The sequence below is a fragment of the Halalkalibacter nanhaiisediminis genome, assembly GCF_007830185.1.
GTDB lineage: Bacteria > Bacillota > Bacilli > Bacillales > Bacillaceae_D > Halalkalibacter > Halalkalibacter nanhaiisediminis.
The window spans coordinates 390,856-404,306 of sequence record NZ_VLKZ01000001.1 but is presented as its reverse complement, the minus strand read 5'-3'; the positions used below and the strand labels follow the sequence as shown (position 1 = coordinate 404,306).

The window sequence follows — 13,451 nt, the reverse complement described above, 5'->3', positions numbered from 1 at the left end:
CGGCTTCTCGAGCTAGATTATAAACAAATATAATCATGACCTTTTACTATTATCGGTCAACTTCGCGCAAGTTTGTAGGGATAAAGACCATTTTATGCTTTCTGACGCTACTATCGTAACAGACCTATATTACATAAGGATGACTGACATTTGTAAAACTATGAAAAAAAGAAGGAGGAGTGATCATGGCTCTTTTAACCTATCAGACCGTAAAAGGATTTGGCGAGCACGAAATTGTGATCCAAAAGTCGAGATTTATTGCCCATTTTGCACGAGTGGAAACAGAAGAAGAAGCACAAGCCTTTATTGAAAAAATAAAAAAACAACATTGGAATGCCACACATAATTGCTCAGCTTATCTCATTGGTGAGACCGACCACATTCAAAAAGCAAATGATGACGGTGAACCAAGTGGAACGGCTGGTGTTCCCATGCTGGAGGTTCTAAAAAAGCGTGGCCTAAAAGACACAGCCGTCGTTGTAACCCGTTATTTTGGTGGGATTAAACTAGGCGCTGGAGGATTAATTCGCGCATATGGCGGAGCTGTTAGCGAAGGCTTAAATGCAATTGGCGTCGTCAAACGGACACTTATGCAAGTCATTCATACCGAGATCGACTACCAATGGCTCGGAAAAGTGGAGCACGCTCTTAGAGAATCACCGTATCAAGTAAAAGGCATTGAATACCTTGAATTAGTTGACGTCCAAACTTACGTGGAAGCAGACCAACTCGACACATTCACTGATTGGATGACAAATCTTACGAACGGACAAGCCAAGATTGAAAAAGGTGAGGAAGTATACCTTGAGATGTTAGTCTAGCCAAAGCGGGGTAAGATCCCGCTTTTTTCTGTGTAAAAGTTGGTTCGTTTCTAGTTAGATAGAAAAAATCATGCTTTTTTATTCTAGGTTGAGAGTAGAAAATCATGAAAATTTTATTTCTCATTACGCTCTCTCTGTTCAAAAATCCGACATCTTTCACCATTCTACTAAATCTCCCTCAATCTTCTTCTTTACGAACCTATTCTTTTTCGCTATTATTGGGTGGATGCTTCTATATATCTTTGAAAGTTATACTTTATGAATAAAAGCGAGGTATTGCGATGGCGCAATCAAGGTTAAAAAGTCGAAAACGACGATCAAGAGGAATATTGAAGATGTTTATGATAATGGGAATATTTTCCTTTATTATATTTGGTGGTACCGTTATTTATTTTTTCTCCTCAATCTCTAATGTGACGACAAATGCCCAGCAAGAGCTTGAACGTGGCGAAATGTCAGAGAGACGAGATCAACCTGTCAGTCCAAGCAAGGATAATATTTCGATTTTATTCCTCGGGGTTGATGATCGTGAGGGTGACCTTTCTGGAAGAACAGATGCGATGATTCTGGCGACATTTAATAAAGAACTCGGGACAGTAAAGCTACTCAACATTCCACGAGATTCACTCGTTGATATACCAGGAAGAAGAAATCAAGATAAAATTAATCACGCTCATGCATTTGGAGGCGTTGATTTAGCTGTAGAAACAGTTGAAGAGCTTTTTGATATCCCTGTTGATTACTATTCAAAATTAAACTTCTATGCGTTTGTGGAAATTGTCGATGCACTTGGTGGTATCGACGTCAATGTACCTTTTACTTTTACTGAAATGGATAGTAGCGACCAACATGACGCGATTACGTTACAAGAAGGCTTACAAACATTAAATGGTGAAGAAGCACTTGCCTTTGCTCGAATGAGAAAATCAGATCCACGAGGCGACTTAGGCCGCGGAGAACGTCAACAAGAAATTATCAAAGCTGTCATTACAAAAGGCGCTTCTCTTTCTTCCATTACAAGTTATGGCGACGTCTTGAAAAGCATTGAAGATCATCTTTCCATGAATTTAACATTTGGAAACCTATTAGCATTACATTCGTACTCAAGTGCTTTAAATGATATTGAATCATTAACTTTAGAAGGAAGCGATACACGAATTAACGGAACGTATTACTATCAGCTTGACCCAGAATCCGTTCGTGAATTATCGGTTACCTTCCAAGTACACCTTGGCTTAATTAAACCTGAGGCATCACAAGATAGCGAAATCGAAAGCGAAATCAATTAATCCAAAAGCCGATTCCACTTACAGAGGAATCGGCTTTTTTCGTTTAGAATAATCGATCAAGAAATGATTCATACTAACGAAATCCTTTTAAAGTTGCTGACAACCTGACAAAAGCAAGACAAACAAAAAAGTGACTAGCCTCTTACTTTTAAGGCTAGTCACTTACTCATTTTTTCGTTATAGAGGCCGTCTTACATTGGCAAGGCGACGGAAAAAGTTCATCATTGGTCGATACTCAGCGCTAATAAGTCCTACACGCTCAACAAGCAATTCAATTGCAATGAGGATAAAAAAGATAATTGCAAGCGAAATCCATAGTGTCGACATTGTTAGCATAACGGCTGCTAGACCAAAGAATGCTGTCATCGCGTAAATGGCAAGAACCGTTTGCTTATGCGAAAGACCTAAACGTAGTAGACAATGATGCAAGTGTGATTTGTCAGGTGCAGATAAAGGTTTCTTTTGCACCAAACGACGAACAATCGCAAATAGCGTATCTGAGATTGGAATCGCTAAAATAATAATTGGAATTAATAACGAAAAAGCAGTAACATTCTTAAATCCAAGTAATGAAATAACTGAGATCATAAATCCGAGGAACAACGCCCCCGTATCACCCATAAATATTTTCGCAGGATTAAAGTTATGAACAAGAAATCCAAGCGTACTACCTAATAGAATCATCCCAAATGAAGCAACAAAGATATTTCCGTCCATAATCGCAAGTCCTGAAATCGTCAGTAAAACAATCGACGAAACACCTGCAGCAAGACCGTCAAGACCGTCAATTAAATTAATCGCGTTCGTTACTCCAATAATCCATAAAAGTGTTAACGGAATACTTAACCAGCCAAGGTAAAACTGATCCTCGAACAACGGCAAATTAATAAGCTCAACGCGAACGCCACCATAGATAACTACAGCAGCTGCTGCTAGTTGACCAAATAGCTTCCACTTTGCTGAAAGCTCAATCATATCATCAAGAAAACCAGTTACGATGATAATAAAGCTACCGATTAAAATCGGAACTGTATATCCACTATCAGGTTGTAAAATAATAAATCCGACTAAAAATCCAATATAAATAGCTAACCCACCAAGCCTTGCCATAACCTTTTGATGGACTTTACGATGATTGGGCTTGTCTGTGGCACCAATTTTAATTGCAAAACGCTTCACTAATGGAGTAATCAAAACTGTAACAATGAAGCAAATAACTAAAGCCAAAGCGAGCATGATGACCCTCCTTAATTCATACCTTTTCCACAAATACTTCTTTTTATTTACTATCTTTTTCGAGCAAATTCGGAATATTCTTTCAAATAATTAAGATTCAATAATCTTTTAATCTACTACATTTACGGATTATAGCACATTGTTTAAAACACGAACAGCCATTTTTAAACAAACCCTACCCATTCCGCAATTTCACATAAGTTAGAAAAACCCATGTCAACGCGAGGGTTTGAGCATTGAAACAGATGAAACTATCTATCTGATGTGATTCTCTTTGTTTTTACCCGAACAAACTCGTTTATAATCAGTTCCTTGAAATTTTACAAACATACTCATAATGAATCATAAACTTTTTCTTTGCGCTTAAAATAATACTTGTCTTGATGTTAACTGAACATGTCGAATATTGGTGATAATTGTTGATAGACTGATAAATGCTTAACCTAGACCGAAAGACCTTTGAGTTAGACCGAAAAATGCTTAACCTAGACCGAAAAACCTTTGAGTTAGACCGAAAAATGCTTAACCTAGACCAGAAAACCTTTGAGTTAGACCGAAAAATGCTTAACCTAGACCGAAAATCCCACTAAAGCTCATATCTTATCAAAAAAACACTTACTATCTTCACAATAAAAAAGAGTTTGCCGAGTGACATTACTCGTGCAAACTCTCTAATATTATAAATGTTTTAACACATCAACAGCTGTTTGCTTGGCTTTTTGCTTTGCTTCCTTTGTATAAATAAGCATCTGCTCAACTGCCTCTTCTTTGTTCGCTAGTTGCTCTTTCGTCATTTGAACAAGCTTATTTTCATCCCATTCAACATTCACATGACCCGCGACAGGCTGCTTGCAAAGCTTCGCAAACGAATCGATCTTTGGGTCATAGGATAGTGCCACAAACGGTGTATCACCAACAGCAGCAAAAATGAGCGCGTGTAGCCTCATCCCGATTAGTAGCTCACTTTCAGCAATCCATTTTACCTTCTGCATAATCGATCCGTCATGAGGAGCAATAATAGCCTTCTCCTTCATGAGATCTGCCGTTTCAGCTGATGACTTTGCATCATGCTCACCGTGCATCGGAATAAAGACAATTGCATAGCCATCTCTCGCAATTTCATCTAAGCTGCTAGCCAGTTTCTTTTTATAATCAATTTCACTTGGCCAATCGCGAACGGAGACGGCTACATAAGGAGAGGATACAATACGCTCGCCTTTATCATCTGCTCGTAGAACAAAGCCAAGGACAGGATCTGGAACAAGCTCAGCCGTCTTTTTAATCCCAATCTGCTCTAGCAGCTCCTTTGACTCTTGATCGCGAACAGTAAGTAATTTACTTCCTTCAAGAGTGCGTCTCACGATCTGCTGATTTCGGCTCCCGCTTAAAGGACCGATCCCTTGGGCATAAACAAAATAAGGCTTACGAAACAGCTTTGCAATCCACATAATGCCTGAATAATAGATCACACTTCGATTTCCCGTCTTGTCCTGCAAAAGACTGCCCCCGCCACTTATCACACCATCAGCTGAGCGAATGACACGTGCTACCTCTTTAAGCTTCCAACGATTCACAGCTTCTACACCATACTCTTTTGCTGTCTTTTCTGGATCATTCGATAAAACAGTGATATGCACAGCTGAATTGGCTTCTCTCAATGCTGAAATGATCGAATAAAGGATCGCTTCATCTCCAACATTATTAAAACCGTAGTAGCCTGATAAGACGAGTCTCATTGCATCCACCTCTTTCGCACTTCAGGAAAGATGTAGCGTTCAAGTAGACGATACACCCCAATCACCATAAGTCCGATGATAAATCCAAGAATAATCGCATAAACGGTTCGTAGGATTGAAATCAGTAAAGCCGTATGCAAATGAGTAAACGTCCCAACCATTGAAGCAAAACCGAGCATACCCAATGTAATAAAAATAGGTGCCGCCTTATGTTTAACCATTCTTAGATATAGACCTAACATAAACAATGGGAAGCCGATGAGAAACTCCGATGTTCTTGGACGAGCATATAGTATTGACTCTAACCAAGCACGGAACTCAAGCTCATAAGGTAGAGCTAGGCCTGCATTGCCTGATCTCCAGACGTAAAATGCGAGCACCCCTGCCAACAGCACCATAATCGCTAAATGCCAATAACGAACTGGCTCGACCATCAGCTTCTTTAAGAACGAAGCAAACAAGATGAAACCAACAATGAGCACTGGTAACGCCGCAAGAATTTTAACCCCTCTAAATTGATCGACCTTTACTAAGAATGTTGGACCATACATTATCGCAATGACTAGCCATGCAGCTATTAAGCCAATCGCAATAGAAATCAAATATTGTAATATTAACTGCTTCCATCCTTTGATTTCGCCAACAGATAAGCCTGCATAAACCGCACCACTAATGGCCGTTAAAAGGGCTAATCCACTCCACGCCAGACTCACATTCATTAGCGCTAAAGCAACAAGACCAAGTCCGCCTAATCCAGCAATCACTCCAATATAGCGATGAAGCTTAAGGCCTGTCAAACTTAGAAATGCAGTAGCTCCGAGAAGAACTAAAATCGTTACAATAAATGGTTGTGAAAAAGATCGAAACGGTTCAGCCTGAGTGTTATACTCTTTACCTAGCTTCGTTGTTAGTGAATCGATCATGTTAAGCGTATATTGATAACCTTGCAGGGCCTCACCTGGATGATGGTACGCTTGTGGGCCTGATGGGTGATTCACAACTGGGTTCACATACATCATACGAATGTTTCGTTCCTTGTAGCCACGAAGCCCTTTTTCAACCTCAGCCTCATACTCTTTTTCATTTCCTTTGCCAAGCGTCATACTAAACAGACGAATGACATCTTCCTCTAAATCACCAACTCTAAGAAGTGAATTCATTCCACGCTGGTCATTGAAATCAATTGACACAACCGAAAAGCCGAGCTCGTTTATCTTTTGCGCAAATGTCTTTAATTGCTCAGGCTCTCCTGCACCAATCACATCTGTACCCGTAAACGATAACGTATGCGCATCGAAATCATGCGCTAACACGTCTAGCATGTCATAGACATAATGATCTTCATTTTGAATGTTCGAGAAGCGATTTGGTAGACGAGGAATCACATTCAAATCTGCATCACGAATAAGCTGAAGGGCGTCATGATCAAAGCCAATTGGCATTGTATTTAGATTCACTTCGTATGGAAGAAACAGGTATGTGTCATCTCCATAAGCATGAAACGAGACCTTTAATCTTTTTGGGAGAATCTCTTCTTCCTCCATGATCATATAATGGTTGTTATATGCCTCTTCAACAGTGGTAATATACTCACTACCAGGTTCTAAAATTTTAATAAATTGTCCATTAATCTCTGGAAGCTCACCTTCCGCCTCAGGATGCTCATGTTCAATTTCATTTTTTTTAATCCGGTCAAATATCCCATCCGTCACTAAATCAGATACCGTAATCGGTACAATACTTATCGACGTTAAGCCATGCTCCTTAAGTTCTTCTAAGGCATGTTCTGCAGTAAAGCTTCCATTTAACATTTCTGGCCACTGCACAAATTGTTCATATGGCAACACTACTTCATAAGATGGGTTTTCCTGTTCAACTTGAACGCGCTCGATTAATGAAGGTATCGATGCAAGAAGTGCAATAATAACAACGGCCCAAAGCCCTTTTTTAAACAACGTTATGACATCCTTTCAGGTTTGTTTACAGGTTTTATAAATTTAGACACGAACGGAAGTGATTGTAGCATGTCACGATCAATTCCTTTTAATAATATAATCAACCCACCATAAATAATGGCTCCAACACCAATTAAGAAAGTGAGGTAAATACTTGTTAATCCTCTAGACCAACCCTCAGTACCAAAAAGCCATTGAATAAGCACAAGTACGCTACCCATCACAAGGCTCGATCCAGCAAAAACAAAATGAGCACGCTTCACCCATCCGAATGGGATCGTTTGGTTCAAAACGACCATATTAGCGATCGTAATCAAAATATACGTAATAAGTGTTGAAACCGCTGCGCCCATAATGCCGTATTGACCAACAAGAATAATATTTAAAACAACTTTCACAATTGAGAATACAAGAACAACGATAGCTGCTGCCCGCTCACGATTGGCTCCTTGCAAGACCCCTGTCGTCAGTACGGAAAACGACGTGAAGAGAGCACTTAATGATAAAATAAAAATAACATCACTACCTAAAGTATCTCCAAACAAAACGTAATTAACTGGTAGCGTAACAACTGCCAACCCAATAGCAACTGGCCATGACGTAATATGGGTAAATGTCGTTGCCTTATCAATAATCGTGGCTGCCTGCTCAGGTTTGCGTTCAGCAAGCGCCTTTGTAATCGCTGGGATAAGCGGAAGAATGAGCGCACTCGCAAAGACAACCGCAATTTGAACAAGCGCTTGTCCACGTCCGTAAATACCATATAACGCCGTGAGCTCTTGTTCTGTATTGCCAATAGCTGCAAGCTGACGCGGAACCGTGAGTGAATCCACAACGTTTAATAGCGCCATCGTAAGCGCACCAAAACAGATCGGTAAGGAGACAATCAGGATTCTCTTTGTCCAAACTTTAAATTGCTGAAGATTGTAACGCGGTCGTTGGGCTAGAAGCTTACGTTTAGCAAAAATGATTCGTAAGTAAATTAATGAGATGATAACCCCTACAACAGAGCCAATCATCACCCCACCAGCTACGATATCAGTAGAATAAGCTTGATTTGTTAAATAAACCGCCGCAGCCAAAATAATAATCACTCGCACAAATTGTTCAAGCACTTGTGAAATAGCGGTTGGAATCATATCGTCAAATCCTTGGAAAAAACCTCGAAATACAGCCATATAAGGGGCAAATATAAGTGTAAACGAAACGACTATAACAGAATAAGTGACGAGTGATCCCCCAAGCTGTCCAGCAACCTTTTCAGCAAAAACAAACATAAGAATGAAACTCAAAAGCCCCGTAAAGATCCCAAGAATCGTCGAGGTTCGGTAAATAAAATAAATATCATCCGTCCGACCCTCTGCTCTTGCTGTTGAGATTAACTTGGAGATCGCAAGAGGAATCCCCGCAACGGTGATAATCAAAATCGTCATATATACAGGGTATACGACACTAAATATCCCGAGCACTTCATCCCCTGCAATATTTTGTAGTGGAATACGGAACGCACTGCCCAACAGCTTTGATAAAAAAGTAGCGATTGTTAGCCAGATTGCTCCCTTTAAAAAGGTTGACTTACTCATGACGTTGCTTCCGTTTCTCCCGCAGCACTCGTCCAGCAAAAATCGGCAGGGCCAGCATTCTCCGCCAACGCGACGGCTGCTTTAGTAAGCGGTAGAACCATTCAAGATGGATCTTTTGCCAAAATATTGGCGCACGCTTCACTTCACCTGCAAGAACATCGAAGCTACCACCAATCCCCATGAAAAGCCCCTTTGAAAACTTGTCATAGCGCTCAGCAATCCACTTTTCTTGTCGTGGAAACCCTAACGCTAAAAAGACCATATCTGGCTGAAGTGAGTGGATCTCATCTTCTATTTCAGTCGAATCCCAATCAAAAAAACCATGATGGGAACCAGCAATCCTCACGTTTGGAAACTGCTTATTGATTTCAGCTATCGTTTTTTCAAGAACTTCATTTTTTGCGCCAAGTAAGTAGATGCTGTACTTACGTTCATTTGCAATATCAAGCAGCGCCATAAACATGTCAAAGCCTGTCACGCGTTCAGGAAGAGGTTGTCCAAGCATTCCAGCCGCTTTGACGACACCAATCCCATCAGCTGTTACGTACGTCGCTTTTTCAAGATACGAACGATACGCCACGTCATCCTGGGCATGCAAGACAATTTCTGGGTTTGCTGTTACAACAAATGTCTTGTCTCCTCGCTCAAGATGAGCCTTTAATCGTTCAATCATACCAGCCATTGTTGTATGTAAAAAGTCAACACCAAGCACTGAAACTTTGCGGTCTGACATCGTTCATCACCAACTCATTTCATATATTTCATACCATAGCCGATCATATCAAAAATCGACAACGATGGGAATTGATTTTTAAGATATCAACACAATCGCCTCATTTTTCCAATTGCACTTCACTATCCCTTAAAAATTTCATAATCCGATGCTTAGAACTTAGATTAGAAAAGCCTTATTCTTTTTTTTACAACAAGGAACGAATGAAGTTTGACAGAGGATTCGTTCAGAACATTTTCACCAAAGCTACTCCTTTTTACGCATTGACTTCACGTAAAAGAAGTATGATAGACTGATAGATAGATGATTTCATAAAATGTTAATTTTTTGTAATCCTACTACCCTTTCATTCGCCTAATAGAAAGAGAGAAAAATAATAAGGAGGAGACTCAATTGTACCAAACGTTCAAATTTAGAATGATCCCTATCCTCATGATGAGTTTACTAATATTTGTCACCCTAGGAACCCAGACAAGTTATGCAGCCGAAAATGTAGCTGAGAAATGTGGGTATGAACCCCGACCAGGTGTGAATCCTTCCTATCAAATGACGAACTGCTTATTAACGGAAATGGCCCTTACCTACGATATTCCACCTGAGGTTGTCAAAGGTGTTGCTCATATGGAAAATTCAAGTTGGGCTCAATTCAATGCAAATGGTGAGGCTATTGAATCCTTTGATGGTGGGATTGGTTTAATGCAAGTAACCTTGTATCAACATTATGATATCAATCGCCTAAAAAATGATCTCGTCTACAATATCCAAGCAGGAGTCGAAATTCTTAATAGCATGTTTACTAGAGGGGACCTGCCAAAAATCAATGATCATGAACGAAACATCATCGAGCATTGGTACTTTGCAATGATGGCTTATAACGGAACGATGCCGATAAATAGCCCCGTCATCCAAAGCTCAGGCGAACGTAACTCAGAGGCGTATCAAGAAAGAGTATTTGATCTGATCAACGAGTATCATCTGCTATCGTTAGCGAGAATCCCGTTTGAGCCGAGCGATTTTCAATATGACCCTGAAGCTCGCGAACCAATTCAATTTGTGACAAAGCATGTTGAAACAAACCAGGCACTCACAAAGAGTAGCTATTATTTCGAACCAAACGAATATGTACAATCAACGACAACCCGTTTACAGCTACGCGAAAACCCTACTAGTTCAAGCAAAAGCTTAAGCACAATAAATGAAGGTGAAGTCATTACGATTACTGGCGATTTTACTTATGATTCGAATCCACAAAGTAGAAACCATTTTGTTTGGTACCCTGCAACAAAATGGGACGGAACGAGTGGTTATGTCGCGTCAAGCTACCTAGAAGCTAGTGATTATGTAGAATCACCAGAAAAACCAGTTATTGTCGAACCATTCCCTGATGTGCCCTTAAGCCATTGGGGGGCAGAAGCGATTTATTTTTTAACCGAGCAAGGGATTATTAAAGGGTATCCAAACGGTTACTACGGTGTCAGTGATTCGATTACACGAGCACAAGCAGCTACACTACTAGTTCGATCAGAAAATCTATCAATGGACAATCGTCCAAACCCGAACTTTCAAGATGTACCAACGAATCACCCTTATTACGATGCGATTGCAGCAGCTGTAGATGAAGGGATTTTTTCAGGAGTAACAGCAACCCAGTTTCAGCCAAATGAACAGTTAACACGAGCGCAAATGGCTGTCTTATTAAATAGACTATATACATTTGAAGAACCTACGATCGATCACCCATTCACCGATGTGCCAGCAGGAGCATGGTATGAGGACGATGTTCATACTCTATATAGTAATCGCATCGTTGCAGGTAAGACCCAAACGACATATGCACCTAATTCAGACGTGACCAGAGCTGAATTTGCTGTATTTATGCATCGTGTCATGACAGGAAATAATGAAATTGTGACTCCAGCTTAGCTGGGGTCACTTTCTTTGATCATAGCTAAGCCGATAAGCAGGCGAATTCGACTAATAAACTCCTCTTTTCGGAAAAATAAATACCTACATTTGGCTAATATCCTTTCCACTATCCTATTGAACTTAACCTCCCAATTTTGCCCTTATTAGCTCGACCTTCACTTCATCCCTTTGCTAAAACTTATGTCCTCCTTGCAACAGCCAAGTGTCCTCTCCCCGCACAAATCTTTCATGAGTCGATGCTCTCAACTTGGATAAAAAAACATCATTCTTTTCTTTTCCTGTCCAACTAAGAACGAACCAACTCTCAAAAAAAAAACTGCCCCCATCACTTAGCGCGATTGAGGCAGCTTCATTTCTATCTTTTACTTATAATAATCGACTAATCCATCATAGATTGCTTGAGCGGAGTTCTTGCGGAATGAATCTTTTTTCATTAATTCTGCATCAGATGGATTTGAAATAAATGCTAGCTCGAGTAAAACACTTGGCATTTTTGATTGGCGGATAACTTGGAAGTTCCCTTCTTTCACACCACGGTCGCGAGTGCCAAGCTTCGCAATCATTTGCTTATGAATGGCATTCGCAAGGCGTTCGCTTTCTTTTGACGAATATGTGGCATTCCAGAATGTTTCCGTTCCATTTGCTGAAGTAGACTGTGCAGCATTCGCATGAACACTAATAAAAATATCAGCACTCACGTCATTTGCTACCTTTACTCGATCAGTAAGGGTTGGGTAAACATCATTATCGCGCGTCATAATCACATGCGCGCCCGCTTCACGTAATAGCTTTTCCGCGCGTAAGCTGACATCTAACACGATATCCTTCTCATTTAATCCATTTCCTACTGCCCCTGGATCGGTTCCACCATGACCTGGATCAATCACAATTTTCTTACCTGATAATGGCTTGCCTGTCGCTTTAGGGCTCACATTCACAATTAATTCGCCAACTGTATGGCTAACGGATACTTGATAATCACTAGCAACAGTAAATGTCATCGTTTGTCCTGTTTTATTTTCTGAATACGAGATATTTGATAATCCCGTCACTGAACGAGCAAGTCGCTCAAAGTCTTTTGCATCTGTTTGAATCGTTATTTGATTACCAGATTGCGTATGAGTCGTAGAGACGGTCCCGCCAAGTTTTGGCCAGGTAATAGAAGTCGTATTTCCTGCATTTGCTATTGCTGGCTGACCAAGCATTTTTAATTGCTTGTTGTCGGAATACAAATCTAGATAATAGGAATGCACATAGGCATCTTTCCCATTGTATTTAATCTTTGCCCAGCGATCAGAAAACCCTAGCACTTGTACCCGCTCTCCTTTTGCTAATCGTCCTAAAGAAGAATGATCTGTGCTTGGTCCTGTGCGTACATTTAATGTTTCCGCACGGTTTACCTGACCAAGATACGCCCCCTTCACATTACTATCAGGCTGTGGGATAACAGGTGCAGGTGCTGAGGCTCTACGATTAATCCGAACTTCCTTTTTCGCTTCGATCCAGGAAACATCTGCCCCAAATGTTTCAGCAAAAAAGCGCAATGGAATCACTGTACTTGCACCTGCAATACGCGGAGCAGGCCTAACATTTTCGAAACGATCATTCACAGCTGTTCGTTCTTGATTAAGAGTAAATAAAATTTCTGTCCCGCCATCCTTGGCCCATACTTGACGAGTTTGCTCTCTCCACCGAACGTCAATTCCGAGCGCCTCACCTATCGCCCGAAACGGAACCAACAACTGGTTATTTTCCAACGGTAAATTGGAAATCGGCAGCGTGAGCTTTTCATTATTCACATAAATCGCTATTTCATTTGAAGAGGATGAGGAAGATCCTACCCTCACATAATTTTTATGTACATATGCTTTTTTTCCTTGATACAAAATTTCATGCCATTCTCCCGTTGTCCTTACAATCGAGATAACATCCCCTAACCGGAGGAAACCTAATCTCTCACTTGTGGCAGATGCATCAGCCCGGACATTTAATGTTTGGGATGTCACAGTTCCTTGCTGTGCGGCTGCTTCTACACTCGTTCCAGAGAAAAGGACACAGACCAATACAAAAGCCATCAATGACAATAATCGACTTCTTTTACCCATCGCTATTTCCTCTCCTTTCATGTGAAAAGAAGGACGGCAAACACAATCAATTTGTTCACCTATCCTT

Annotated in this window: 9 protein-coding genes; 3 read left to right on the top strand and 6 right to left on the bottom strand. The window is 40.6% G+C overall.

What is annotated here, in order from left to right:
* The first annotated feature begins 185 nt into the window (after nucleotides 1-185).
* A complete protein-coding gene (locus IQ10_RS01750) occupies nucleotides 186-821 on the top strand; it encodes a YigZ family protein (protein ID WP_144448756.1) in 636 nt (211 codons plus the stop codon).
* Nucleotides 822-1,156: 335 nt separating this feature from the next.
* Entirely contained in the window at nucleotides 1,157-2,110 is a 954-nt protein-coding gene (locus IQ10_RS01745; RefSeq protein WP_242009660.1) for an LCP family glycopolymer transferase, read from the top strand.
* Between the two features lie 177 nt (nucleotides 2,111-2,287).
* On the opposite strand, the gene IQ10_RS01740 is transcribed toward IQ10_RS01745, so the two are convergent.
* From IQ10_RS01740 to IQ10_RS01720, 5 genes are all read right to left on the bottom strand, one after another.
* Nucleotides 2,288-3,346, bottom strand: a complete 1,059-nt coding sequence (locus IQ10_RS01740; RefSeq protein WP_144448754.1) for a glycosyltransferase family 4 protein — start codon at nucleotides 3,344-3,346, stop codon at nucleotides 2,288-2,290.
* A gap of 677 nt (nucleotides 3,347-4,023) precedes the next feature.
* A complete protein-coding gene (csaB, locus tag IQ10_RS01735) occupies nucleotides 4,024-5,082 on the bottom strand; it encodes a polysaccharide pyruvyl transferase CsaB (protein WP_144448753.1) in 1,059 nt (352 codons plus the stop codon).
* Entirely contained in the window at nucleotides 5,079-7,037 is a 1,959-nt protein-coding gene (locus IQ10_RS01730) for a DUF5693 family protein (RefSeq protein WP_144448752.1), read from the bottom strand. The genes csaB and IQ10_RS01730 overlap by 4 nt, the downstream gene beginning before the upstream one ends.
* Nucleotides 7,038-7,039: 2 nt before the next feature.
* Nucleotides 7,040-8,620: a putative polysaccharide biosynthesis protein gene (locus IQ10_RS01725; RefSeq protein WP_144448751.1), complete on the bottom strand. Its 1,581-nt coding sequence runs from the start codon at nucleotides 8,618-8,620 to the stop codon at nucleotides 7,040-7,042.
* Nucleotides 8,613-9,353 carry a WecB/TagA/CpsF family glycosyltransferase gene (locus IQ10_RS01720; RefSeq protein WP_144448750.1) on the bottom strand — a complete coding sequence of 247 codons (741 nt, stop codon included), beginning with the start codon at nucleotides 9,351-9,353 and terminating at the stop codon, nucleotides 8,613-8,615. Before IQ10_RS01720 ends, IQ10_RS01725 begins: the two co-directional genes overlap by 8 nt.
* Before the next feature lie 393 nt (nucleotides 9,354-9,746).
* On the opposite strand from IQ10_RS01720, the gene IQ10_RS01715 reads away from it, so the two are divergent.
* The gene (locus IQ10_RS01715) at nucleotides 9,747-11,276 is read left to right on the top strand and encodes an S-layer homology domain-containing protein (protein ID WP_144448749.1); all 1,530 of its coding nucleotides are present in this window, start codon (nucleotides 9,747-9,749) and stop codon (nucleotides 11,274-11,276) included.
* 365 nt (nucleotides 11,277-11,641) lie between these two features.
* Here the strand turns inward: IQ10_RS01715 and IQ10_RS01710 are convergent, their stop codons facing one another.
* Nucleotides 11,642-13,384, bottom strand: a complete 1,743-nt coding sequence (locus tag IQ10_RS01710; protein WP_158639961.1) for an N-acetylmuramoyl-L-alanine amidase — start codon at nucleotides 13,382-13,384, stop codon at nucleotides 11,642-11,644.
* Between the last annotated feature and the right edge of the window lie 67 nt (nucleotides 13,385-13,451).

Excerpts from the sequence above, each read along its gene's own strand:
- IQ10_RS01725 (WP_144448751.1), bottom strand. The coding sequence starts at position 8,620 with ATGAGTAAGTCAACCTTTTTAAAGGGAGCAATCTGGCTAACAATCGCT.
- IQ10_RS01740 (WP_144448754.1), bottom strand. The coding sequence starts at position 3,346 with ATGCTCGCTTTGGCTTTAGTTATTTGCTTCATTGTTACAGTTTTGATT.
- IQ10_RS01750 (WP_144448756.1), top strand. The coding sequence starts at position 186 with ATGGCTCTTTTAACCTATCAGACCGTAAAAGGATTTGGCGAGCACGAA.
- IQ10_RS01710 (WP_158639961.1), bottom strand. The coding sequence starts at position 13,384 with ATGGGTAAAAGAAGTCGATTATTGTCATTGATGGCTTTTGTATTGGTC.
- csaB (WP_144448753.1), bottom strand. The coding sequence starts at position 5,082 with ATGAGACTCGTCTTATCAGGCTACTACGGTTTTAATAATGTTGGAGAT.
- IQ10_RS01720 (WP_144448750.1), bottom strand. The coding sequence starts at position 9,353 with ATGTCAGACCGCAAAGTTTCAGTGCTTGGTGTTGACTTTTTACATACA.
- IQ10_RS01745 (WP_242009660.1), top strand. The coding sequence starts at position 1,157 with ATGTTTATGATAATGGGAATATTTTCCTTTATTATATTTGGTGGTACC.